The organism is Pseudohongiella acticola, assembly GCF_001758195.1.
Lineage (GTDB): Bacteria > Pseudomonadota > Gammaproteobacteria > Pseudomonadales > Pseudohongiellaceae > Pseudohongiella > Pseudohongiella acticola.
Window position 1 is genome coordinate 190,057 of sequence record NZ_MASR01000003.1, and the last position, 24,564, is coordinate 214,620.

A 24,564-nucleotide genomic window follows, 5' to 3' on the forward strand; every position below is an offset into this window, starting at 1 on the left:
ATGTCACACCAATCAGAGCTTATCAGCACCGATATTACCGCCTACCTGGCACAACATGAACGCAAGGAAATGCTGCGACTGCTCACCTGCGGCAGCGTTGACGATGGCAAGAGCACCCTGATCGGACGTCTGCTGCACGACTCCAAAATGATTTATGAGGATCAACTCGCCGCGATCACAGCCGACAGCGTCAAATCCGGCACCACCGGCGGCAAACTTGATCTGGCGCTGCTGGTTGACGGCCTGCAGGCAGAGCGCGAACAGGGCATCACCATTGATGTGGCATATCGTTATTTTTCAACGGCAAAGCGCAAATTCATCATTGCCGACACCCCCGGTCATGAGCAATACACACGCAACATGGCCACCGGAGCCTCAACCTGCGATCTGGCAATCATCCTGATAGATGCCCGCCACGGCGTACAGGTGCAGACCCGTCGTCACAGTTTTATCACCTCGCTGCTGGGCATCCGGCATATCGTTGTTGCCATCAACAAGATGGATTTGATGGAATACAGCGAAGATGTGTTCAGCAAAATCAAGGCGGACTACCTCAAGTTCAGCGAAAAGCTGCGCGATGCTGAGTTCCACTTTATTCCGATGTCCGCACTCGACGGCGACAACGTGGTCAACCCCAGCGACAACATGGCGTGGTATGACGGCCCGACCCTGATGTCGTTGCTGGAAAATGTACAGATTGCGGAAGACCGAAACTACGACGATTTCCGTTATCCCGTGCAGTATGTCAATCGACCCAACCTCAATTTCCGTGGCTTCTGCGGCACGGTTGCGTCCGGTGTTGTGCGCAAGGGCGATGAAATCATGGTACTGCCTTCGCGCAAGAAGAGCCGTATCAAATCCATTGTGACCTTTGACGAAGAGCTGGAGCTGGCCCATGCAGAAATGGCCATCACTCTGACGCTGGAAGATGAAATCGACGTCAGCCGCGGCGACCTGATTGCGCACCGCGACAACCTGCCCACAATCACTGAAGAGTTTGATGCGACAGTGGTGTGGATGATTGATGCCGCCATGCTACCAGGCAAGCTTTATGATTTTAAACTGGGCAGCAAAACCGTCAGCGGCCGTGTCAATACGGTGAAATACCAGATTGATGTCAACACGCTGGAAGAGAAACCCGCACCCGGCCTTGAGCTCAATGAAATCGGTTTGTGTGAAATCAGCGTCGATCAGCCTGTGTGCATCGACAGTTATGAAAAGAATCGAAGCACCGGCGCATTTATTGTCGTCGATCGCCTGACCAACGTCACCGTCGGTGCCGGCATGATAAATCTGGAAAGTGCCGCCGCCCGCCGCCGCAAGGCCCGCAGCAGTGCCACCCATGTCACGCGCGAAGAGCGAGCAGCACGTTACGGCCAGACGCCAGCGACCATCATGTTCATTGGCGTGTCCGGTGCCGGCAAGTCCACATTGGCACACGGTCTGGAACGACGCCTGTTCGACCTGGGCCGGGTCAGCACGGTGCTCGATGGTAAGGCCATGCGTCTGGGCATCAGCAAGGACCTGCCCCACGATGCCTTGGGCCGGGCAGAGAATCTGCGCCGCAGTGCCCATATTGCCCGCTTCCTGAATGATTCGGGCATGATCTGCTGCGCGGCATTTGTCGCACCCAATCCGGATTCTCGCGAGCACGCCGTCAGTGTGATAGGCAAAGACAATTGCCACATCATCTATCTGAACCCGCCCATTGCAACCTGTCAGCAACGCGACCCCAGTGGTATCTATGCGGCCGCAGAATCGACCGGCTCGGCCGATATACCGGGCATATCGTTCCCTTATGCACCACCGGAGAAGGTGGATCTGGAGCTGGATACCGAAAGCCTGTCAGTTGAAGACTGCCTGGACAAGGTTGTGGCCCTGATGCAGGACAAAGGCATCATCAAGGGCAGCTAAACGCTTTCTTGCTCCGACAAACGCAGCAGCAAAGCGCATGAGAGAGCGAGAAAGCGCATGAGAGAGCGAGAAAGCGCAAAAAGAGTCACACCGGGTTATCGATATCGATAAACTGATGCTGCAGATCAAAACGCTGGGCAATCAACTTGCCCAGCGCCTGCACACCATACCGCTCAGTGGCGTGATGACCGGCGGCAAAATAATGAATGCCGTGCTCACGCGCACTGTGAACTGTCGGTTCGGATATCTCGCCTGACACATAGGCATCGGCACCCGCAGCCACCGCTTTTTCGATATAACCCTGCGCCGCACCCGTACACCAGGCCACTCTGGTAATGGGCGCATCAGTGCCCGCAATATGCAGCGGTTTGCGATGCAGACGGTCCGTCAACAATGCGGCAAAATCAGCCCCCGAGACAGGCTCCGGCAGTTGCGCCACCAGGCCCATATCATGGTTATTCTGTCGTGACAGGGCATCCCCCGGGGACAACCCGAGCAGCTTTGCCAGCTGCACATTGTTGCCCAGCTCCGGATGCGCATCCAGAGGCAGATGATAAGCAATCAGGCTGATGTCGTGCGCCATCAGCGTTTTAATCCGCTGACGTTTGATGCCGGTCAGCGCCGCGTCTTCGCCACGCCAAAAATAGCCGTGATGCACCAGAATCGCATCAGCCTGCTGCTCGATGGCAGCATCTATTAACGCCTGGCACGCGGTGACGCCGGTGACCAGGCGCTCAACTCTGTCCCGACCCTGAACCTGCAATCCGTTAGGACAATAGTCCTTGAACTGTTCCGGCCTCAGCTCACGCGTAAGCGCCGCCATCAACTCATCCAATCCGACAGTCATACCGATTTACCTTCACATAAGTCACAATAGTTCGCATAATGCCTGAGTAAAAAGCAGGTGCAAGAAAACGCACCTGACTCAGTTGTGATCGAGTATCAAAGAAGTCGACGATTATAGCAATTCACCTGAACGACAGCGGCCCTATGAAGAAATTTCTGCAGTTTATAAGTTGGCCAATCATGACCGGTGTACTACTCGCGGTTGTACTACTGCAGTACCAGCAGCTAGAGGACCTGTCCGGACAGATCACCCAGGCACCGCGAGACACTGCGCAGGCGCCGACAAATGCGGTGGCGCCCGCCGCTGCCGCTGCCCGCTCCTATGCTGACGCGGTCGAGCGCGCAGCGCAATCTGTGGTCAGCATTCACTCAACCATTCGCGAACAGATAGAGCTGCCTCCCGCCGACGAGTTGCCTTCTGCATTCCGGGAACTGCTGCAAACAATTCCCTCCGAGCGCCTCTGGGACAGCCTGGGCTCCGGCGTTGCCATCACCGATGAAGGCCATATTCTGACCGCACTTCACGTAATTGAAGGCGCTGAAGATATTGAAGTCCATTTCACGGATACCCAGGGCAACAGCGTAAACGCACGAGCACAATTAATCGGATCCGACACCAGTACCGATCTGGCGCTGTTGAAAGTCGAAAGCACGGCGTTGCCGCCTCCCGTGCCCATCGGCAGTTCGGATGGCATACGTGTCGGCGATTCAGCTCTGACTATTGGCTATCCGCGCCGCGATCTGATGAACCAGAAATCAGTGTCACTCGGCATTGTCAGTGCGCTTGGTATTCCCCGGGACGGGCTGCCCATTGTGCAATATATACAGACTGACGCAGCCATGAATTATGGCAATTCGGGCGGCGCGCTGATTAATGCCGAAGGCGCATTGATCGGAATTAATTCCTTTATCTATTCCGAGTCAGGTGGCTCAGACGGCATCGGATTTGCTGTACCCATTAACAAGGCTATGATCATTGTTGAGCAACTGATTCAGCATGGCGTTGTCACGCCGGGTTACCTTGGCGTCATCACAGGTGAATTGTTAACCGAAGAGACAAGTCGCACTTTTTTTGGCAACCCTGATATCGAGGGACTATTAATCGAACAGGTTGACGACGGCAGCCCGGCCGAACAGGCCGGCATCCAGGCCGGTGATGTCATGGTAGCAATCGACGGCAGTGCCATCAGCAGCGTCATCGGCGCCATTGAACAGATTAACAGGAAAGCGCCCGGTCAGTTTGTTGAGTTGACCATTTTTCGCACCGGCGAGTATCAGACTATTTCGGTGACACTGGGCACCGGTACTGCCCAGTACCGCACCCAGTTCAATGACAATGCCCGCATTCCCGAAAATGGACTGGACTGAAAAGGCGGCGCTGACGCGCCACCATCACGCAACGTTATTTGCGACCGGGAATTCGCCATGCCGCTGACAGGGCATGCGCCTGCAGGTGCTCGTTCTGCGCAAGCGTTTCTGCCACCGGCGCCAATCTCGCCGCACCGGCCGGCGAACAATTAATAATCGAACTGCGTTTTTGAAAGTCGTACACACCCAGCGGTGAAAAGAATCGTGCCGTACCGGATGTAGGCAACACATGGCAAGGCCCGGCACAATAATCACCCAGCGCTTCAGGCGTGTGACGCCCCAGAAATATTGCTCCGGCGTGCCGCACTTTTTCCAGCCACAATTCAGGCTCTGCCACGGATAACTCAAGGTGCTCCGGCGCAATCTGATTGCTGATGCGCATGGCTGCATCCAGATCCGGCGCAAAAATCAGGGCGCCACGATTTTGCAGTGAACTACGAATGATGTCACGCCGCTCCATGGTCGGAAGCAGGCGATCAATGCTGGCGGCCACCTGATCCAGAAACTCTTTGTCGGTGCTTATCAGAAGCGATTGTGCCTGTTCGTCATGCTCTGCCTGTGAAAACAGATCCATGGCAATCCAGTCGGGATCGGTTTTGCCATCGCAGACAACCGTAAGCTCTGATGGCCCGGCAATCATGTCGATGCCGACTTCGCCAAACACCTGTTTTTTCGCAGCAGTTACATAAACATTGCCCGGTCCAACAATCTTGTCTACACGGGGAATGGTATCCGTACCAAAAGCCAGCGCGGCAATTGCCTGGGCACCACCAATGGTAAACAGACGATCAACACCGGCAATCGCTGCTGCAGCAAAAATGAGCCGCCCGGCACCACCCGCATCGTCGCCGTAGTGTGTTGGCACCACTGCGATGACTTCATCAACGCCTGCCACTTTGGCCGGAATGGCGTTCATCAACATGGAAGACGGATAGTTGGCTTTACCACCGGGCACGTAAATACCAACGCGCTCCAGCGCGACCACATACTGGCCGTAAACCGAGCCATCATCTTCTTCATATTGCCACGATGGCTGTTTCTGGTGTTCATGATAGTGACGAATGCGCTCGGCTGCCGTATGCAGCGCGTCCGCCAGCGAGGCATCCAGACTGTCCAGCGAGGCCTGCATCTGAGCCTTGCTCACTTCCAGCTCACTGACCAGGCTACCGGTAAAACGATCAAAACGACGACTGTAATCCACCACGGCGTCATCGCCACGGCTGCGCACATCGTGCAGGATGTCGGCGACAATCTTGCTGGTTTGCGGATCCTCAATCATGCGCCGATCCAGCAATGCATCGAGTGCCTCGCTAAAATCAGCCTGTTCTGTGCTCAGTCTTGTCATTACTACATTGTCAGTCATATCCAGCCTCGTTGCAGTTTTGTCGCCTGGAAGCGCGATCAAACGGTGGCTGTCTCTGCCTGCCGGGCGCTGACCGCCAATCCGATACCGGCCAGCAATTCACTGAGCTCGGCGTGCTTGATTTTCATGGCAGCCTTGTTAACGATGATACGTGAACTGATATCCGCGATCAGCTCCAGAGGCTCAAGGCCATTCGCACGCAAGGTATTACCACTGTCTACAATATCCACAATCCAGTCAGCCAACCCCATGGATGGGGCAAGCTCGAGCGCACCGTTCAGTTTGATGATATCGGTCTGCAACCCCTGCTCAGCGAAGTAGCGACGGGCGATATTAACAAATTTGCTGGCGACTCTGACACGCCCTCGTGGTGGTCTGGCGCCAACCGGTGCAGCGGTCATCAAGCGACAGCGGGCGATGCCCAGATCAAGCGGCTCATAAAATGCGCCCTCGCCGTATTCCATCAACAGGTCTTTACCGACGACACCCAGGTCGGCACTGCCAAATTCAACATAGGTCGGCACATCGGATCCGCGCACAATCATTATGCGCAGGCCCGGCAAATTGGTATCAAAAATTAGTTTACGGCTCTTGCTGACATCTTCCAGCAGATGGATGCCGGCCTGCTCCAGCAAAGGCATGACCTCTTCCAGGATACGACCTTTAGTCAGCGCCATCACGATAGGCTGAGTCTGCATTTCCAACATGTTTTATTCCCTGCCCGCCCGATTCAGGACGCCACACGCCGTATGATGGCGCCCAGCGACTGCATTTTTTCTTCGATACATTCATAACCCCGGTCGATATGATAAATGCGATCAATCAGGGTTTCGTTGTCACACACCAGCCCGGCAATGACCAGGCTTGCCGATGCACGCAGGTCTGTAGCCATGACGGGTGCGCCCTTGAGCGTTTCCACACCGTTAACGATAACGGTATTGCCCTGCACCTGCATGGAGGCGCCCATTCTGTTCATTTCGTGCACGTGCATGAAGCGATTTTCGAACACGGTTTCCACAATCGAACCGGTACCCAGGGCAATGGCATTCATGGCAGTAAACTGGGCTTGCATGTCCGTGGGAAAAGCAGGATACGGAGCTGTGCGCAATGACACCGCTTTTGGCCGCTTGCCGTGCATATCCAGTTCTATCCAGTCTTCACCAATACGCAGGTCGGCACCGGCTTCTTCCAGCTTGCTGAGCACAGCGTCCAGAATATCGGGCCGGGTGTCTTTTATTTTGATTTTGCCACGTGTAGCGGCTGCGGCAATCAGATAGGTCCCGGTTTCGATGCGATCAGGCATGACCGAGTAGCTGCAGCCATGCAGACTGGGCTTACCGTTGATAACAATGGTGTCGGTGCCATGGCCACGTATATCAGCGCCCATGGCAATCAGACACTCGGCCAGATCAACTACCTCGGGCTCACGCGCGGCATTTTCAATGACTGTCTGCCCTTCTGCCAGTGTTGCCGCCATCAGTACGTTTTCGGTACCGGTAACCGTGCACATATCCATGAAGATATGACAGCCTTTAAGACGGCCATCAACCGAGGCCTTGATGTAGCCGTCTTCAACGACAATATTGGCGCCCATTTTCTGCAGTGCTGTTATGTGCAGGTTGACCGGTCGGCTGCCGATGGCACAGCCACCGGGCAAAGCCACTTCGGCCTGACCAAAGTGCGCCAGCATCGGCCCCAGCACCAGAATAGACGCACGCATGGTCTTGACCAGATGGTATGGCGCACTGAACTGGGTGATCGAGTCACTGGTCACTTCCACATTAAGCTTGGCATCCACAATGGGCTGCGCACCCATGCAACCCAGCAGCTCCAGCATCGTTGTAATATCGAACAGGTGCGGGAGATTGCGAATCTGAACCGTATCCCGGGTCAACAGTGTTGCGGCCAGAATAGGCAAGGCCGAGTTCTTGGCGCCAGCGGCACGGATTTCTCCGTTCAGGCGGGCGCCACCCTGAATTAAAAGCTTGTCCATGTATGATCCTGGTACCGGGTGGGCTGGATGGGTCTGATGAATCAGGCTGTTGCTGACTCGTCGGGTGTAAGCAGGTTCATTGATACCGCGTGAACTGCACCCGAGCGTATATGTGCATTTAATTGCTGGTAAACCAGCTGCTGGCGTTTAACCGCATTCAGGCCGGCAAAGGCATCACCTACCATGGCCACCTGAAATTTTCCGCCACCACCCTCGACCCGGACTTCGCAGCCCGGGAAGCTGCTCTGTAGCATGCCCTCAAGATAGGGGGCGTCAATAGTCACATCTGTCATTCAAATTCTCCACCTACATCCTGCAAAGGCTGCCTGCTGCGGCAACCACGTCTCACTGCCAGGCTTCAATGACGGCATCAATATCATTGTTGTGCCGGGCCATCAGCGCGGCAAACTGGGTATGGTACTGACGGCGCAGATTGATACCACCGACATAAAGATTGCGAAGCTTCCACTCCCTGTCGTCATTCAGGAACAGGGCATACTGGAGCTCGATACGGCTGCCGTCCGAGACAATCTGCATGCGCACATTGGTCGGCGCTTCAGGATCTTCAGGCGGGTTTTGCGGCGGCATGTAATTAAGCTCCTGTCCGCCGTACTGGACCAGCGCTGAGCCGTAGAAACTGGTCAGTGTGGAGCGCAACTTTTCACCAAAGCGTTCAATCTGCTCGGATGTGGCATCTTCGGAATAGCGCGCCATGACGCCGGTCGCCACCTGATAGAAATCCACAAACTTGCCCACTTCTTCTTCGATACCAGCGTAATACCTGTCCTTGTCGGTCTCAAAATACGGCCGTAACTCCTCAACGCGTTCAAGCAACTGGGTAATTGACTGCTCGGCGGCCTCCACTGCCGACAGGGCAGGTGGCTGAGCCTGAACCGGGGTCAGCGACGCCAGCATCAGAACAACACTCAGGGAAATTAACTTGGCTATATATTTCATATGGTTACAACTCCAATCAGGCCTGGCGGGAGAATACCGCCACGGCGGACCGATGTTGACGGCAGATGCAATTAACTGAGAATAACGGTAACATCTGTCGATCATTCGGGATACCGATGCAGTGTACCTCAATTAACACGGCCGATAAATTACTACTTGCAAGCCGTAACAATCATCCGTCTAATGAGCGACCCGCGACGAGCCCAACCATGACCCTGTACTGGATATTATGCTGTTAGATGTCTTCATTATTTGCCTGGGTTTCGTCGGCCTGATCTGGGGCGCTGACAAATTTGTCTTCGGTGCCTCGGCTCTGGCCCGCAATCTGGGCATTTCACCGCTGGTAATCGGCCTCACTATTGTTGCGTTTGGCACCTCTGCACCGGAGATCTTCTCTTCTGCGGCATCTGCGCTGGCTGGCGAGCCGGAACTGGCCATCGGCAACGCCATCGGCTCCAATATTTTCAACCTTGGCATAGCGCTGGGCGTTGCCGTCATTATCAAGCCCATTACGCCGCCCTGCTCGCTGTCACGCAAAGAGATGCCCGCCCTGCTTCTGGTCAGCATTGTCTGTGGCCTGCTGATGGCAAATCTTTACCTGGGCCCTATTGACGGTTTGATTCTGATTGGTGTGGTCGCTTACTTCATTTACCACCTGTTTACTCGCCGGGCCTCCGGGCTCGAAGAGGACGACACCGAATTACCTGAACAGACCTCCACCTGGCGCGCAGTCGGATTTCTGTCCCTGGGCCTGTTCCTGCTGATCATTGGCGCCGAGGCACTGGTCAAGGGCGCCATCTCGATTGCTGGTACGCTTGGCGTTTCCTCTGGCATCATCGGCCTGACCCTGGTCGCACTGGGCACCAGCCTGCCTGAACTGGCCGCGACGGTGACCTGTGCCTTGCGCGGTCATCACGAACTCGCGATTGGCAACATCATTGGCTCCAATATTCTGAATATCCTGGTGGTTCTGCCATTTCCCGGCCTGTTGGCGGCAGGAAGCTTCAATAGCGACCTGTTCTATCGCGACTACACCGCCATGATGGTCATGACACTGTTGCTGGCAGCGCTTTGCCTGTTCGCCATTCGCCGCGGCAAACAGATCGGCCGCCTGAGTGGTGTTGCATTCGTACTGCTTTATGCCGGCTGGTTCGGCATAATGTACCTTCAGATCAATTAGTAACGGATACAGGTGACCATGGAACAGAGGCAATCGCTGATCAACAGTGCCTTGCGCACCATACGTATCGAACATCAGGCCATTGCCGCTCTGGCGCACAGGATTGATGACTCCTTCGCCCGCGCCTGTGAGCTCATGCTGGCATGCGATGGCCGGATTGTGGTCACCGGCATGGGCAAGTCCGGCCATATCGCACGCAAGATCGCAGCCACCCTGTCCAGCACCGGCAGCCCCGCCATGTTTGTGCACCCGGCCGAGGCGAGCCACGGTGACCTTGGCATGATTACAGACCGGGACGTGGTGCTGGCACTGTCAAACTCTGGCACCACAGAAGAGCTGATCAATATACTGCCTCTGTTCAAACGTAAAGGTGTGCCCTTTATCACCATGACCGGCAACCCTGATTCGATGCTGGCACACAGTGCCGATGTCAATCTGGATGCCAGCGTTGATGAAGAAGCCTGTCCGTTGGGCCAGGCGCCTACATCCAGTACAACGGCAGCGCTGGTGCTGGGCGATGCACTTGCCATGGCCTTGCTGGAAGCCAAGGGGTTTACCCAGGAAGATTTTGCCATTTCACACCCAGGCGGTCGCCTGGGTCGACGCCTGTTATTGAAAGTCGCCGACATCATGCACGGCGGCGCTGCCATCCCGCGCGTTGAGGAGACCACGCCGCTGAAAGACGCGCTGTACGAAATAAGCAGCAAAGGACTGGGCATGACCACGGTTGTAGATCACGACGGCATGCTCGTTGGTGTTTTTACCGACGGTGACCTGCGCCGTGCGCTGGATGCCGGCCGCGACATTCTGACCACGCGCATGCAGGACGTGATGTCCCGTAACAGCAAAACCGTCAAAGCGCAGGCCCTGGCCACCGAAGCTGCAAAACTGATGGAAGATAACCGGGTTTACACACTGGTGGTGACCGACGAGGAATCGCGCATGAGCGGCATCATACGCATGCACGACCTGCTACAGGCCAATGTTATTTGATTGTGCTTACATCCCGGCTGCTGCTGGCTACCGTCAGCAGGCAGCAGCCAGGCTCATCTCATTTGATCCATTTGCAACGAGTATTGTGATCATCGCCGGAGCACCAATGCATGAAATATTATGACACTGCCGATGAGGTCCTGAAACGCGCCGAAACCATCCGTCTTTTGCTGCTGGACGTGGATGGCGTCATGACCAATGGCCAGTTGTATTACGGCGAACACGGGGAAGCACTGAAAGCCTTCAACACCCTGGACGGTCAGGGTATCAAGTTATTGCAGCAAAACGGTATTCAGGTCGGCATCATCAGCGGCCGCAAGTCAGCAGCGCTGTTGCAGCGCGCGACGGCACTGGGTATCACGCTGATGGCACAGGGGCGCGAGGACAAAGCCAATGCACTGGATGAGCTGCTGCAGTCGCATCCGTGCCCGCTGGACCAGATCGCCTATGTCGGCGACGACCTGCCAGATCTGCTGGTAATGCGACGCATCGGGCTACCCATTGCAGTCCCCAATGCTCACGAAAGCGTGCATCATTGCGCGGCACTTTGCACAATTCGCGCCGGTGGTGAAGGCGCCGTACGGGACGTTGCCGATTTTCTGTTGCGCGCCCAGGGTAAATACGACGAAGCCGTAGGCGCATTCATGTGACACGCCGTCGTAGCGCAATCCGGCCGCCAGCTCTGAACCTGAACCCGAATCCTATTAACGCTGTAGAACAGACATGAAACGACTGAAATACCGATGGCTACTGGCACTGATCCCGGCAATTCTGATTGCCTGGTTATTGACTGAGCGCACGGGGGTGTCCCCTCTGGAGAATAACAGCGTCGACATGGCGCTGAACCCGGAAACCAGCTACGACGGGTTTGGGCGGGGCATACGCAGTGTCATCTATGATGATAACGGACTCAGAGCCTACACCCTGTCCGCCAGCGAACAGCGCCTTTTTCCGGGTCAGGTGACAGAACTGACTGAGCCGGTCATGCAAATGTTTGAAGGCAGCCAGGAACGCTGGAATATCTCCGCGGCTTCAGGCAGAATTCAGGCCAGCAGTGGTGGGGATATTCTGGAACTGCAACTGACCGATGCCGTGCAGATTCTGCGGCGCAGCGAGGAAGACAGCAATGTCCGCCTGACCAGCAGCAGGCTTACCGTGGAACCGCCGACGCAAACCATGTTCACTGACGCCCGGGTCACGGTCAGCGGCGATGGCCTGGAACAGACGTCCCAGGGCATGCACGCTGACCTCAATGCAGACACCATCACCTTTTTATCAGATATACAGGGTCGCTATTATCGTGTTGACAATTGATATACCTGGAAGCGCAATACGTCAAAGTATTCTGCTGGCAGCACTGATTTTTAATCCCTTGTCGCTGGCGCAGAACGTCGCCGTGCCCTCTGACGCTGCCTCCGGTGAGTCAGTTGACGCAAGCCTGACATTAGAGGATACGGCTTCCGTAAACCAGGACCCAGTGCGCACGCAGACTGATACCAACGAAGATGTTCTGATTGTTGATGCCGCTGGCGCAAGCAGCATAGAATCCTCAGGGAACATCCGTATTGCGACATTCCGCGACAGCGTTCGATTTCGCCAGGGATTGATTGAGATTTTTGGCGACACCGCCCGCCTGGAACAGGATATCGTGACGGGCGATCTGATCAAGGTCACTGTTGAAGGTGACCCGGCACGTTTTATCCGTTCGGGAGAAACCAGCACGGATACTATTACCGGACACAGCGAGTCCATTGAATACTATTACGAGACACTGAACAGCACTGAGCTTTCAGTTGTAGAGTTCATCGGAAGTGCCAGTTTCAATCGCGGACGCACGGCATTCGAGTGCACACGCATCAAACATATCATTGAATCCGGCGCCACTGATTCCCCGGGTCCCTGCAGTGGTCTGTTGGCCCCAACCAGCGCACAGGCCGACCAGACGGACGACAGCGAAGACTGATGGATACTCTGGCAGCCAGACATCTGGCCAAATCTTATAAAGGCCGACAGGTAGTTCGCGATGTTTCCATCAGCGTCAACAGTGGACAGATAGTTGGTCTGCTCGGCCCCAATGGCGCAGGTAAAACCACGTGTTTCTACATGATTGTTGGCCTCGTCAAGGCCGACGCCGGCAATATCCAGCTTAACGACACCGAGCTCTCCGGCCTGCCGATCTATTCACGGGCCCGTCTGGGTGTTGGCTATCTGCCACAGGACTCATCGATTTTTCGCAACCTCAGCGTTGAAGACAATATCATGGCGATCCTGCAGACCCGCAAGGATCTCAGCCCGCCACAGCGCCGGGAAAAAATGGAAAGCCTGTTGCAGGAGTTCCATATCACCCACATACGTCACAACAAAGGCATGAGCCTGTCCGGTGGTGAGCGCAGACGAACCGAAATTGCCCGTGCCCTGGCCAATGATCCGCGCTTCATCCTGCTTGATGAGCCATTTGCCGGCGTCGACCCGATATCGGTTAGCGACATAAAATCAATCATCGAACACTTGAAAATGCGCGGTATCGGTGTTCTGCTGACAGACCACAATGTCAGGGAAACACTGGATATCTGTGAGAAGGCCTATATTGTCAGTGAAGGCGGCATCATTGCCGAGGGCAGCGCCGAACAGATACTGTCCAATCAGAAGGTTCGTGATGTCTATCTGGGCGAGAAATTCCGGATTTGACCTCACGCATCGCAGCCGGACAGAGACAAGTACAGCATCGGCGAAATTTTCCCAGACAAAATTATTGCAAAATAATCCACACATCGGCATGATGCTTGCTTAGCCTAGTAAAAAAGCAAACCTAAACGTGTCGCTGCCAAAGCGGCGCATCAATCAGCGATCCCGCGACAACCGAGCAACAAAGATGTATCTGATGCCATGAAAATTTCGCTCCAGCTAAAGCTTGGTCAACAGCTGACCATGACTCCCCAGCTGCAGCAGGCAATCCGGCTTCTGCAGCTATCCACTCTGGATCTTCAACAGGAAATTCATCAGGCGCTGGAGTCCAACCCCATGCTGGAGGTTGACGAATCCCAGGACGCCGATGGCAGTGACGCCAGCTTCGACAACGACAGCAGCGAGTCAAACTCCCAGTCGGACAGCGGCAAGGACAAGTCCAGCAATAACTCAGATGACACCGGTGACAGCTTCGCCGAACAGTCATCTTCCGATGCGTCTTACGAAGCCAGCGGCGACGAATCGCACTGGGAAGACAGTATCCCGGAGCAGCTGACTGTTGACACCAACTGGGATGACATCTATCAGAACAGCTACACCAGCGGCAGCCCGGCCCCGGACAATGATGAATTTGAGTCCCGTGATGCCGCCTCCGAATCGCTGCAGGACCACCTGCTCTGGCAGTTGAATCTGACCACCATGTCAGACACCGATCGGCTCATCGCCATGGCCATCATCGACGCAGTGGATGCCAACGGCCAGCTCAGCGCCAGTCTGGACTCCATTCTGGAGGGGCTGCAGGAGCATCTGGAGATTGAAGAAGACGAAGTGTTGGCGGTACTGCACCGGATCCAGCACTTTGACCCGGTGGGTGTGGCTGCCCGCGATTTATCCGAATGCCTGCTGATCCAGCTCAATCAGGTACCAGAGACAATGGTCAACGACGCCATTCGCAATGCGCGCACGCTGGTCAAGGACCACCTGCCTCTGCTGGGCAACCGCGACTATGCCCAGGTTATGCGCCTGACCCGGCTCAAGGAACCCGAACTCCGTGATGCCATCGCCATCATCGAAAAGCTGGATCCGCGACCCGGCGCCGACATCGCGCCCTCCTCCGCTACCTACATTGTGCCGGATGTGTTTGTCACCAAGGACCCGCGCAGTGGCCGCTGGCGCGTTGAGCTGAACCCCGAAACGGCTCCCAAACTGCGCATCAATGCGGACTATGCCTCTCTGGTAAAACGCTCGGAGAACAGCACAGACAATAACTACCTGCGCGACAACCTGCAGGAAGCACGCTGGTTTCTGAAAAGCCTGCAGAGCCGCAACGAAACCCTGCTCAAGGTTGCCAGCCGCATAGTCGAGCACCAACAGGGTTTCCTGGAGAAAGGCGAAGAGGCCATGAAACCCCTGGTCCTGCATGACATCGCAGAAGCCGTGGAAATGCACGAATCAACCATTTCCCGGGTGACCACACAGAAGTACATGCACACACCGCGTGGTATCTTCGAACTTAAATATTTTTTCTCCAGCCATGTCAGCACGGCCGGTGGCGGGGAGTGTTCGTCCACGGCCATTCGTGCCCTGATCAAAAAGCTGGTGGTGGCGGAAAACCCACGTAAACCATTGAGCGACAGCAAAATCACGCAGTTGCTTGAAGAACAGGGTATCAACGTCGCCCGACGAACCATCGCCAAGTACCGGGAATCGTTGTCTATACCGCCGTCCAATGAGCGAAAACGACTGGTCTAGCGCATTGCCAGCGGCAGGCCAAGGTTCTAGAATGGCAGCCATCGGAAGATTAGGAAGCCCTGATGCAACTGAGCACAATTCTTAGCCCTGAACGCACCGTCTGTAATATGCCGGGTGTCAGTAAAAAACGTTTTCTGACATCCATCAGTGAACATATCGCAGAAAGCAGCAGCAGCCTGTCAGCAGACGCCATCTATAATGCCTTGTTGGCGCGCGAGCAACTGGGCAGCACGGGCATCGGCAATGGCATTGCCATACCTCATTGCCGGGTTCAGGAGTGCACGCAGATTATCGGCACACTGGTACAACTGGACGAAGGCATTGATTTTGATGCCATTGATTCGCAACAGGTGGATCTGCTGTTCGTGCTGATCGTGCCAGCTGAAGAAACCGACGAACACCTGCGTGTGCTGAGTGGCCTGGCGCGACTGTTCCACCAGGAAACGTTTTGTCAGGCACTGCGCGATGCCAGTAGTAGCGATGAGCTTTACCAGACGGCGATACGCTTCAGCGAGCAATCTCAAAGCTGAGCACCGTCAGGGCCCGGTCGTCGCAATCCGCTGACAGCAAAATCAAATCCAGACCTAATTAAGGCAGGCGAGCAATTGTGAGACTCCTGATCGTAAGCGGCCGCTCCGGTTCCGGCAAAAGCACCGCATTAAACATGCTGGAAGATCATGGCTACTACTGTATCGACAATCTGCCCGCCAGTTTGTTGCCGGCCTTTATCACGCGAATCTCCAGCGAAACTGTGGCCCTGCCTCGCGTTGCAGTCAGCATCGACGCCCGCAATATTCCTGATGACCTGAAGAAAGTGCCTCAGATTATTGTTGATCTGCAGGCATCCAGAATTGACACCGAAATTATTTTTCTGGATGCCAACAGCCCCACCTTGATCAAACGCTTCAGTGAAAGCAGACGCAAACATCCCTTGACCACCGAAAGCATCGGCCTGCGTGAAGCCATCAACAAAGAGCGTGAAATGCTGGAGCCAATTGCGGCACTGGCAGGTCTTTCCATCGACACCAGCACGATGTCGGTTCATGAATTACGTGCCACCGTACGAGCGCGCGTGGTTGAGAAGAAAGATTCGTCGCTGGCACTGATGTTCGAATCATTCGGCTTTAAAAATGGCGTTCCCATTGATGCCGATTTTGTTTTTGATGCCCGCAGCCTGCCTAACCCCTACTGGGACCCGGCACTTCGACCGTTGTGCGGACTGGATGAGCCGGTCAGCCAGTATTTGTCGAGCCAGGACGACGTCAACGCCATGCAGACTGATATTTTTCAGTTTCTGGAAAAGTGGTTGCCACGCATAGAGCGCAGCAATCGCAGCTACCTGACTGTGGCCATCGGGTGCACCGGCGGCCAACACAGATCCGTGTACCTGTGTGAACGTCTGAAGCAGGCATTTACCGGCCGTATCAGTAACCTGCAGGTTGTGCACCGGGAACTCTCACGCAAGGAGGCTGCACAACAGTCATGATTGAAGCCACCATCACTATCTGCAACAAGGCAGGCCTGCATGCCCGTGCCGCTGCCCGACTGGTCGGAACCGCCTCGCAGTTCAATAGCAGCGTTCGCATCGGTAACGAGAAACTGGTTGATGGCAAAAGCATTCTGTCCCTGATGATGCTGGCGGCCAGCAAGGGCACGGTGCTCACTATTATCGTTGATGGCAACGATGAAGCCGATGCACTCCAGGCCATCCAGGACCTGGTGAACAACCGTTTTGAAGAAGGCGAGTGACATGAAAGAACCCCGGTTGAACCGGCGCGCCCGGATTGAGCAGCCCGGGCCTGATGATGGCCCTGGCGATATTGCTGACGAAGGCGAAGAGAGCAAAACGCAACGCAAAAAGCGCTCGACCGAACTGCAGAAAATGGGTGAAGACCTGTTAAGCCTGAACAAAAAGCAACTGGAGCAGATCGAGGTGCCCGAGCCTTTGCTGGCGGCATTACGCGAGTACCAGCGCCTGCCCAACCGTCACGAAGCCAAACGACGCCAACTGCAGTTCATCGGCAAACTGATGCGTGGCAGTGACCATGAAAGTATCCGTTTGGCGCTGGAAAAATTACGCACGCCGGATCGTCAGGAGATTCGCCGTGGTCAGGATATCGAACAGTGGGGTGAGCGCCTGCTCAATGGCGATGAAAGCGACGTTCAGGCCTTTGTCGAAACCTGGCCCAGTGCTGAGCGCCAGACCCTGCGCCAGTTGTTGCGCCGATATAGCCAACTGGCAACAACCGCCAGCGAAGCAGAAGAAGAAAAAAGTAGCGAACCGGCCAAGATCCAGCGTCGCCGCCTGCTCGATTACATCAAGACCTGTATCGACTGACAGCCGGCAAGGGGTGTTCAGTTTGCTGCCGGCACAGTTTTCAGAGAAGGCTTCAGAGAAGGCTTTAGAGAACTCTTCAGAAACGTCCAGCGCAGTGCGTAGTCGTCAAGCAGATGATCAATGCGGACGCTGGCGTCATGATCCTGACCAGGTGTGACCGACAGCAGGGTGACCGGCTCAGCGTCACTGTGTTTATCGTGATGCGTCTGCAGCGCCTGCAGGTATTTGAAACTGTGAGCCGGCGCGACCACCGTATCGCGATCGCGCACAACCAGCAGCGCTGGTGGGTGTTGCTTCAGTTCGGGATCACCGTTCAACAATGCCTGATACGGAAAGGACCTACCGTCACGATATTCCTGCTGCCAGAAACTGGCGCCACCAAGCGCATCAAGGCGTTTCAGATCAAACAAGGCTGCATCAGTCAGCAATGCAGCAAACGCGTCCGGCGAACGCTGCACCGCTTCCGCAGCAAGCAGGCCGCCATGGCTACGACCACTGATCGCGACCCCGCCCTGCTCTGCCAGCCTCTCACGCCGGAGACTGGCAGTGACGGCAAGGACATCGGTTATACTGTTGTTTCGATACGCCCCGCTACCAGCGGCATGCCACTGCTCGCCATAATCGCCGCCGCCCCTGGGGCCGGCAACGGCATATGAACCGCCACTGGCCATCCATTGCAAACGACTGATTGAGAATGAGGTCTCCATGGGAGCGGCGAACCCGCCATACACTTCCAGCAGCATCGGACCGAAATACCTACCCTCCCTATCTGCCTTACCCGCCAGCCAGACTGGCACCCGAGCGTCATCATCAGCGCGGGCAAAAACCAGTCGGGCCTGCAAATCTCCGACGCCCAGATCAGGCTGATCCTGGGTCAGAATCGTTTGTTGCCGGCTCTGCCAATCGACCAGCTCACTGCGCGGTGGCGTCACTATCCCGCTAAAAGAAACCAGGGCCTGGTGTTGACCCGCTGCCCGGATGGCATCAATCCTGACAGGTGCGGGTAATGCCGGCATCCAGTCTCCAACAATCGGGCGGCCATCCAGGTCAACCATTTTCAGCGTCGACGTGCCGTGCACCAGATACTCCAGTAGCAGTCTCTCCCCGATCCGCCGCGCCGAAAGCAGCGGCGCCTCCGACTCGGGCACCAGCGTACGCGCCCGCTGTTCATCTGCCAGTGTGATGGCACCAGTACCCCGATCACCCAGGGTCAAAAATGCCGGAATGCCCCTGACCATCGCAACGAAATGGCCGGCGTCCTGGCCCGACTGTACCAGCCCCGTCGCTACGCCTGTGCCCACATCGACTCTGGACCATCGCAGCGTTGTTGCGTTGGACTGACTACTCACACCCTTTGCGTCGACTCCCGGCACCCCTGCTATCTGCATCAGCAGATGATTGTCGTGCGCCCTGTGTTCCTGCGTTGCGGCATCAGGTTTGATGATGCGCAATTGCTCAATGGTTTGCCCGTCAGCGGCAATAAAGACTGCTTCAGCTGCGCCCGGCGAGTTATTGACGGCAATGCGATAAATGCGCGAATGCCAGTCAGCCCCACTGACCTTGCCGGCCTGTGATTGCCGCTGCGCGGGCGGCACTGACACAGCAAACAGCAACGTGTCACCGGCCTCGCTCCAGGCCAGTTGCTCCGCCGGCAGCGTCCAACCCTCATGGTTGACACTTAACAGGCGTGGCTCTGAGGAGGCTGCCGTTAATGACAGCAGATACCATCTGATTTGCCAGTCGCCGGCGCGCGTTTGTTGATTGATCTGGAACGCCAGCCATTGTAAGTCCGGGCTGATTGATATTTCACCCGGACGGGTGTTGTCGGTAAAAACATTGCCGTCAATCAACAGTCGGGCGCCATCGCCGGGTGCGGCGTTTTGGGCCCGGTCCCCAACAAACTCTTGATAAGACTGCAGGTACAGGCTGTATTGTGGTTCCAGCCCGCTATTGTAATAAAACAACACCTGTTCCCCGATAATATCAACGACCTGCCATTTCGGGTGATCCCACGCTGCCCGCAGGCGTTCCCGTGTAGCCTGGTACAAGGCCTGGTGCTGTTGCTGCCAGTGACGGACCTGTTGTGCCTGCTGCGTCAGCCACGCGCTGACCCGGGGACGGGTGACAGGTGATTCCAGCCACTGATAGGGGTCGGGGACAACGGTCGATTCCAGCGATGAAGCAGACGGCGACTGCAGACATCCAGACAATACGCTCAGCAATAGCAGCAAACCGCAGCGTCGCATCAGTCAACAGCCCTAGTCTGACTTGAATAATGCCAGCAGGCTTTCGCGCAGCCAGCGATGCGAAGGGTCACTGTCCGACTGACGGTGCCAGTAGAGGTGCAGGTCCAGAGGAGGAACATCAAAGGGCAGCGGCCGCAGCGTCAGGTTGTACTGGGAAGCCAGGAATCGAGGTACCGTCAACACCTGATCGGTACCACTGACCACCTCCGCAGCCACCCGGTAATGTTGCACGCGCAACTGAATGCGACGCTCGGCCTGATGCTTGAGCAATGCCATATCGACTTGACCAAGGCCTTTGCGGCGGCTTGAGACATGAATATGGCGCAGGTTCAGGTACGCTTCCAGTGTCAGCTCCTGGTCTGCCAGCGGGTGCCCCGGGCGCATCGCACAGACATAGTGATCACTGATCAGGGACTGATGCGACACTTGCGTGTCTTCGATCAACGGCACATCAATGGCAAAATCGAGTTCACCTCGCGACAGATGCCTGACCAGTTCATGCCGCTTAGTATAGTAACTCTGCAGCACCAGGTGTGGCGCATTGAGCTCAAAAAACGGGAACAGCCTCGGCAGAATTACGGCTTCGGCGAGATCGGTCATACTGAAGTGATAGGTCCGGTCAGCCGAATCCGGACTGAACTCTTCGCGCTCAAGTACGCTGGCATTCAACAGGCCCAACGCGGCAGACACATTCTGCGCGATACCATCAGCAACCGGCGTCGGCAGCATGCCTTTTGAGGTCCGCACAAACAGCTCATCATTGAATACCCGGCGCAGGCGTGACAACGCATTGCTCACCGCCGGCTGAGTGATCGCCAGCGATTTTGCCGCCTGCGTCAGATTGCGCTCGGTATAGATGGTGTCGAAGACCAGAAAAAGATTCAGATCAATTTTTTTCAGAACGTCCTACCTCACGCCGATGACGTTGTGTGGTGAATTTTCCCCGCAAATAACCAGAGAGACGACTTTTTACAGCCGATTTCTTCCATGTCCTATTCGTTTCATGAATAATAGCTAAAAAAATCGATAATACAAATCAATAACTGGAAAACTTTACATGAGTCAGCTTTATCTGGTGCGTCACGGACAGGCTTCCTTCGGCGCCGCCAATTATGATCAGCTGTCACCACTGGGCTACCAGCAGGCTCAGTGGCTGGGCGAACATTTCCGGGCTCTGAATATTCAATTCGACCGGGTTGTCACCGGCAGTCTTTCACGACAGCAGCAAACGGCGCAGGCCATACTTGACGGCAATGCTCAGTCTCTGCCCCTGAACGTGGACGAGGGTTTTAACGAATTTGATTTTCATGGTCTGGCCAGAATTTATTGCCGGTTCAGTGAAATTCCTGTGCCGGGCACGGCCAACGGCGGACGCGAATTTTTTCAGATGCTGCGTAAAGCCATGATTGCCTGGTCACGCGGCGAATTGCATGCAGTTGACAGTGAACCCGGCGACCTGGCTCTGGAAACCTGGGACCAGTTTCACGACCGCGTCCATGACGCCCTGCAACAACTGATCGCGCGCGAACAGGACGAAACCGTGCTTGCCGTCAGTTCCGGCGGCGCCATGGCCATGGTGCTGAGCCAGGTACTGCATTGCGGCGTAGACACATTGATCAACCTCAACATGCAAACCCGCAATACCGGCGTTCATCATCTGTTCTACAATCAACGCGGGTTTCAGCTGGCAGGTTTTAATGCACTGGCACACCTGCAACAACCGGGACGTATGGATGCGCTAAGCTACACTTGAGTCGCTCCAGAACCACTCCTGAATTCAGGCCGGCCAATTCACCCAATAAAAAAAGGCACTTCCCGACCATGTCAGCAGAAACCTCAAACAACAATCAGTCCTCCCTCACGCCGGCGCAGCATTCGGCATTGCACCAGTGGCTGCAACAAACGCTGCCAGACTACACCGGGCATTTTGATCTGGAAAAATTCGCTGCAGGTCAATCCAACCCCAGCTTTCTGCTCAACACCGGCACTCACAAATATGTGTTGAGACGAAAACCCGCAGGTGAATTGCTGGCATCAGCACATGCAGTAGACAGGGAGTTCCGACTGATCAGCGCCCTGCAGCACACCGATGTGGCAGTGCCGACAGCGGTCGCATTGTGCGAAGACGACAATGTCATCGGCAGCATGTTCTACCTGATGAGTTATGAGGACGGCGATATCCTGTGGGACCCCAGTCTGCCAACAACGCCAGTTGCCCAACGCTACGATTATTATCGTGCGCTGGTGGAGTCGCTGGCCCGACTGCACCGGGTCGATTATCACGCGCTGGGCCTGGACGATTTCGGACGCCCGGGGAATTATTACGAGCGTCAATTGTCACGTTGGAGCAAACAATACCAGGCGTCGGCAACATCGGAGTTGCCACAAATGGATGCCCTGATTCAATGGCTGCAGCAGCATCTGCCCGAGGATGACGGCCAATGCAGCATCATTCATGGTGACTACCGGCTGGACAACGTTATTTTTTATCGTGGTGAGGCAAAAATTCGCGCCGTACTGGACTGGGAGCTGGCTACGCTGGGGCACCCCATGGCCGATCTGGCTTACTATTGCATGGCACTGCGATTGCCGCGCAGTGGTGAAATGCAGGGATTACATGGGGAAGACCTGACAGCGCTGAACATTCCCGACGAAAATGCCATTATTTCGCACTATTGCGACGTACGCGGCATCGATAAACCGGCCCACTGGACGTTCTACCTGGCGTTCAGCTTTTTCCGGCTGGCAGCGATTCTGCAGGGTGTCTACAAGCGCGGACTTGATGGCAATGCGTCCAGCGACAAGGCACTTCGCATGGGCCGTCTGGTAGCTCCTCTGGCGGCACAAGGCCTGAAAACAACACTGGAAGACTAGTTGATTAACGGCCTGCACGCCCCTGCTATGCACATCTGGTGTTTAGTGCTACCATCAAAAAAAATCAATAAAAACCGAGGGTAAGGCATGCGCGACGAACATGCACGAGCGTACTGGAAAGCCAACGTCCGGATTTTAACCATCCTGATGAGCGTCTGGTTTTTTATCTCATTTGTCTGCGGCATCCTGCTCGCCGACTTTCTCGACAACTTCCGCTTTGCCGGTTTCAAACTTGGCTTCTGGATCGCACAGCAAGGCTCCATATACGTCTTTGTTATCCTGATTCTTGTTTACCTGGTGTGGATGGACCGACTTGATGCGCGATACACGCGTGACAAAAACAAATCCGGTCAGACGACTGACACTCAGGAGGATCAGGCATGAGTGTTCAGATCTGGACCTATATATTTGTTTTTCTTTCCTTCAGTCTTTATATCGGCATCGCCATCTGGTCACGCGCCGCCTCCACCAATGATTTTTATGTCGCTGGCGGCGGCGTGCATCCACTGGCCAATGGCATGGCAACGGCGGCCGACTGGATGTCCGCGGCGTCGTTTATTTCCATGGCCGGACTGATTTCCTTTCTCGGTCGCGACGGTGCCTTTTACCTGATGGGCTGGACCGGCGGTTACGTATTACTGGCCCTGCTGCTGGCACCCTACCTGCGCAAGTTCGGCAAATTTACCGTCCCCGACTTCATTGGTGATCGTTATTACTCAAACAGCGCGCGCCTGGTCGCCATTTTCTGTGCCATTTCTGTATCGTTCGTTTATGTTTGCGGCCAGATGCAGGGCGCCGGCATCGTCTTTTCCCGCTTCCTGGAAGTGGATATCACCACCGGTGTCATTATCGGCATGACCATCGTGTTTTTCTACGCCGTCATGGGCGGCATGAAGGGCATCACCTACACGCAGGTTGCGCAATACTGCGTGCTTATTTTCGCCTATCTGGTGCCAGCTATCTTTATTTCTCTGATGATGACCGGCAACCCGATACCACAGCTTGGTTTTGGCTCAGAGCTGACGCCGGAATACGGCGGCGGCTACCTGCTGGACAGGCTCGACAACCTGAGCACAGACCTGGGCTTTGCCGCGTATACGGAAGGCCTGCGTCCGACCCAGGACGTGTTTTTTATCACGGCAGCGCTGATGTTTGGCACTGCCGGTCTGCCGCACGTCATCATCCGTTTCTTCACCGTGCCCAGTGTACGTGACGCGCGCAAATCGGCCGCTTATGCGCTGATTTTTATTGCCATTCTGTATACCACGGCACCGGCAGTGGCAGCGTTTGCCAAAACCAATTTGTTAAACACCGTCAACAACGCCAGTTATGAAGCGCTTCCCAGTTGGTTCGGCACCTGGGAAACAACCCAGCTTATCGAATTCAATGACCGCAACGCGGACGGTATCGTGCAATACTCGGGTGATCCCGGGGTTAATGAACTGACCGTTAACCGTGACATCATGGTGCTGGCAAATCCAGAGATTGCCGGCCTGCCCAACTGGGTGGTGGCGCTGGTGGCTGCCGGCGCACTGGCGGCGGCGCTGTCGACCGCAGCCGGATTGCTGCTGGTCATCTCGACCGCGGTATCCCATGACCTGCTCAAGCGTAGCCTGATGCCTGGCATCACGGAAAAGCAGGAGCTGCTATATGCACGCCTTGCCATCTTTGTTGCCATTCTTATCGCGGGTTATTTTGGTATCAATCCGCCCGGTTTTGTTGCCGAAGTCGTGGCATTTGCCTTTGGTCTTGCCGCTGCATCATTCTTTCCAGCCATCGTGCTGGGCATATTTTATCGACGCATGAACCGGCAAGGCGCGATCTCCGGCATGCTGGCGGGCTTTTTCTTTACCGCAGCGTACATCGTGTATTTCAAGTTCATCTCTCCGGAGAGCAGCAATGCCGAGCACTGGTGGCTTGGTATATCTCCAGAGGGCATCGGCACACTGGGCACGCTGGTCAATACCGTCGTGGCATTGACCGTCAACCGCTTCTATCCGGCACCACCAAAAGCGGTACAGGATATGGTTGAGGAGATTCGCCTGCCGAACTGAA

The 24,564-nt window shown here is 55.5% G+C and carries 25 protein-coding genes; 17 read left to right on the forward strand and 8 right to left on the reverse strand.

Features of this window, described 5'->3' with window-relative positions; all coding sequences use genetic code 11:
* Complete coding sequence (gene cysN, locus PHACT_RS15075; protein WP_070119097.1) at window positions 1-1,914, forward strand: sulfate adenylyltransferase subunit CysN; 1,914 nt, start codon at window positions 1-3, stop codon at window positions 1,912-1,914.
* 85 nt (window positions 1,915-1,999) lie between these two features.
* On the opposite strand, the gene PHACT_RS15080 is transcribed toward cysN, so the two are convergent.
* Window positions 2,000-2,761, reverse strand: coding sequence for a Nif3-like dinuclear metal center hexameric protein (locus PHACT_RS15080; protein ID WP_070119098.1), 762 nt, complete (start codon window positions 2,759-2,761; stop codon window positions 2,000-2,002).
* A 143-nt stretch (window positions 2,762-2,904) separates the two neighbouring features.
* On the opposite strand from PHACT_RS15080, the gene PHACT_RS15085 reads away from it, so the two are divergent.
* The gene (locus tag PHACT_RS15085) at window positions 2,905-4,128 is read left to right on the forward strand and encodes a S1C family serine protease (RefSeq protein WP_070119099.1); all 1,224 of its coding nucleotides are present in this window, start codon (window positions 2,905-2,907) and stop codon (window positions 4,126-4,128) included.
* Window positions 4,129-4,162: 34 nt separating this feature from the next.
* Here PHACT_RS15085 and hisD read toward each other — a convergent pair whose 3' ends face one another.
* Genes hisD through PHACT_RS15110 form a run of 5 tightly spaced genes read right to left on the reverse strand, consistent with a single transcriptional unit; the run spans window position 4,163 to window position 8,441 of the window.
* Window positions 4,163-5,491, reverse strand: a complete 1,329-nt coding sequence (hisD, locus tag PHACT_RS15090) for a histidinol dehydrogenase (RefSeq protein ID WP_070119100.1) — start codon at window positions 5,489-5,491, stop codon at window positions 4,163-4,165.
* A gap of 38 nt (window positions 5,492-5,529) precedes the next feature.
* Window positions 5,530-6,189: an ATP phosphoribosyltransferase gene (gene hisG, locus PHACT_RS15095; RefSeq protein ID WP_070119238.1), complete on the reverse strand. Its 660-nt coding sequence runs from the start codon at window positions 6,187-6,189 to the stop codon at window positions 5,530-5,532.
* Between the two features lie 32 nt (window positions 6,190-6,221).
* A complete protein-coding gene (murA, locus tag PHACT_RS15100) occupies window positions 6,222-7,484 on the reverse strand; it encodes a UDP-N-acetylglucosamine 1-carboxyvinyltransferase (protein WP_070119101.1) in 1,263 nt (420 codons plus the stop codon).
* A gap of 41 nt (window positions 7,485-7,525) precedes the next feature.
* The gene (locus PHACT_RS15105; protein WP_070119102.1) at window positions 7,526-7,777 is read right to left on the reverse strand and encodes a BolA family protein; all 252 of its coding nucleotides are present in this window, start codon (window positions 7,775-7,777) and stop codon (window positions 7,526-7,528) included.
* Window positions 7,778-7,829: 52 nt separating this feature from the next.
* Window positions 7,830-8,441 carry an MlaC/ttg2D family ABC transporter substrate-binding protein gene (locus PHACT_RS15110; protein ID WP_070119103.1) on the reverse strand — a complete coding sequence of 204 codons (612 nt, stop codon included), beginning with the start codon at window positions 8,439-8,441 and terminating at the stop codon, window positions 7,830-7,832.
* Window positions 8,442-8,670: 229 nt separating this feature from the next.
* Here PHACT_RS15110 and PHACT_RS15115 point away from each other — a divergent pair, with 229 nt between their 5' ends.
* The 11 genes from PHACT_RS15115 to yjgA all read left to right on the forward strand — a co-directional run bounded on the left by PHACT_RS15115 (window position 8,671) and on the right by yjgA (window position 17,389).
* Window positions 8,671-9,621: a calcium/sodium antiporter gene (locus PHACT_RS15115; RefSeq protein WP_070119104.1), complete on the forward strand. Its 951-nt coding sequence runs from the start codon at window positions 8,671-8,673 to the stop codon at window positions 9,619-9,621.
* Between the two features lie 18 nt (window positions 9,622-9,639).
* Window positions 9,640-10,614, forward strand: coding sequence for a KpsF/GutQ family sugar-phosphate isomerase (locus tag PHACT_RS15120; protein ID WP_070119105.1), 975 nt, complete (start codon window positions 9,640-9,642; stop codon window positions 10,612-10,614).
* 110 nt (window positions 10,615-10,724) lie between these two features.
* On the forward strand, window positions 10,725-11,264 hold the full coding sequence (locus PHACT_RS15125) for a KdsC family phosphatase (RefSeq protein WP_070119106.1): 540 nt from the start codon (window positions 10,725-10,727) through the stop codon (window positions 11,262-11,264).
* A 73-nt stretch (window positions 11,265-11,337) separates the two neighbouring features.
* Window positions 11,338-11,928, forward strand: coding sequence for an LPS export ABC transporter periplasmic protein LptC (gene lptC, locus PHACT_RS15130; RefSeq protein WP_070119107.1), 591 nt, complete (start codon window positions 11,338-11,340; stop codon window positions 11,926-11,928).
* Complete coding sequence (locus tag PHACT_RS15135; protein WP_070119108.1) at window positions 11,915-12,577, forward strand: LptA/OstA family protein; 663 nt, start codon at window positions 11,915-11,917, stop codon at window positions 12,575-12,577. The genes lptC and PHACT_RS15135 overlap by 14 nt, the downstream gene beginning before the upstream one ends.
* Window positions 12,577-13,302: an LPS export ABC transporter ATP-binding protein gene (lptB, locus tag PHACT_RS15140; RefSeq protein ID WP_070119109.1), complete on the forward strand. Its 726-nt coding sequence runs from the start codon at window positions 12,577-12,579 to the stop codon at window positions 13,300-13,302. The genes PHACT_RS15135 and lptB overlap by 1 nt, the downstream gene beginning before the upstream one ends.
* Window positions 13,303-13,500: 198 nt before the next feature.
* Window positions 13,501-15,051 (forward strand): RNA polymerase factor sigma-54, encoded by a 1,551-nt coding sequence (locus tag PHACT_RS15145; RefSeq protein WP_070119110.1) that lies wholly within the window; start codon window positions 13,501-13,503, stop codon window positions 15,049-15,051.
* Window positions 15,052-15,113: 62 nt separating this feature from the next.
* Window positions 15,114-15,581 (forward strand): PTS IIA-like nitrogen regulatory protein PtsN, encoded by a 468-nt coding sequence (ptsN, locus tag PHACT_RS15150; RefSeq protein ID WP_070119111.1) that lies wholly within the window; start codon window positions 15,114-15,116, stop codon window positions 15,579-15,581.
* Between the two features lie 77 nt (window positions 15,582-15,658).
* Window positions 15,659-16,537 carry an RNase adapter RapZ gene (gene rapZ / locus PHACT_RS15155; protein WP_070119112.1) on the forward strand — a complete coding sequence of 293 codons (879 nt, stop codon included), beginning with the start codon at window positions 15,659-15,661 and terminating at the stop codon, window positions 16,535-16,537.
* Complete coding sequence (locus PHACT_RS15160; RefSeq protein ID WP_070119113.1) at window positions 16,534-16,800, forward strand: HPr family phosphocarrier protein; 267 nt, start codon at window positions 16,534-16,536, stop codon at window positions 16,798-16,800. Before rapZ ends, PHACT_RS15160 begins: the two co-directional genes overlap by 4 nt.
* 1 nt (window position 16,801) lies before the next feature.
* On the forward strand, window positions 16,802-17,389 hold the full coding sequence (yjgA, locus tag PHACT_RS15165) for a ribosome biogenesis factor YjgA (RefSeq protein ID WP_083264723.1): 588 nt from the start codon (window positions 16,802-16,804) through the stop codon (window positions 17,387-17,389).
* Between the two features lie 17 nt (window positions 17,390-17,406).
* Here yjgA and PHACT_RS15170 read toward each other — a convergent pair whose 3' ends face one another.
* A complete protein-coding gene (locus PHACT_RS15170) occupies window positions 17,407-19,635 on the reverse strand; it encodes a prolyl oligopeptidase family serine peptidase (RefSeq protein ID WP_070119114.1) in 2,229 nt (742 codons plus the stop codon).
* Window positions 19,636-19,647: 12 nt separating this feature from the next.
* On the reverse strand, window positions 19,648-20,535 hold the full coding sequence (locus PHACT_RS15175; protein ID WP_070119115.1) for a LysR family transcriptional regulator: 888 nt from the start codon (window positions 20,533-20,535) through the stop codon (window positions 19,648-19,650).
* Window positions 20,536-20,692: 157 nt separating this feature from the next.
* On the opposite strand from PHACT_RS15175, the gene PHACT_RS15180 reads away from it, so the two are divergent.
* The 4 genes from PHACT_RS15180 to PHACT_RS15195 all read left to right on the forward strand — a co-directional run bounded on the left by PHACT_RS15180 (window position 20,693) and on the right by PHACT_RS15195 (window position 24,563).
* Complete coding sequence (locus PHACT_RS15180; protein WP_070119116.1) at window positions 20,693-21,388, forward strand: histidine phosphatase family protein; 696 nt, start codon at window positions 20,693-20,695, stop codon at window positions 21,386-21,388.
* Window positions 21,389-21,456: 68 nt separating this feature from the next.
* The gene (locus PHACT_RS15185; RefSeq protein WP_070119117.1) at window positions 21,457-22,509 is read left to right on the forward strand and encodes a phosphotransferase family protein; all 1,053 of its coding nucleotides are present in this window, start codon (window positions 21,457-21,459) and stop codon (window positions 22,507-22,509) included.
* An 87-nt stretch (window positions 22,510-22,596) separates the two neighbouring features.
* Complete coding sequence (locus PHACT_RS15190) at window positions 22,597-22,893, forward strand: DUF4212 domain-containing protein (RefSeq protein WP_070119118.1); 297 nt, start codon at window positions 22,597-22,599, stop codon at window positions 22,891-22,893.
* Window positions 22,890-24,563, forward strand: coding sequence for a sodium:solute symporter family protein (locus PHACT_RS15195; RefSeq protein ID WP_070119119.1), 1,674 nt, complete (start codon window positions 22,890-22,892; stop codon window positions 24,561-24,563). Before PHACT_RS15190 ends, PHACT_RS15195 begins: the two co-directional genes overlap by 4 nt.
* Window position 24,564 lies beyond the last annotated feature (1 nt).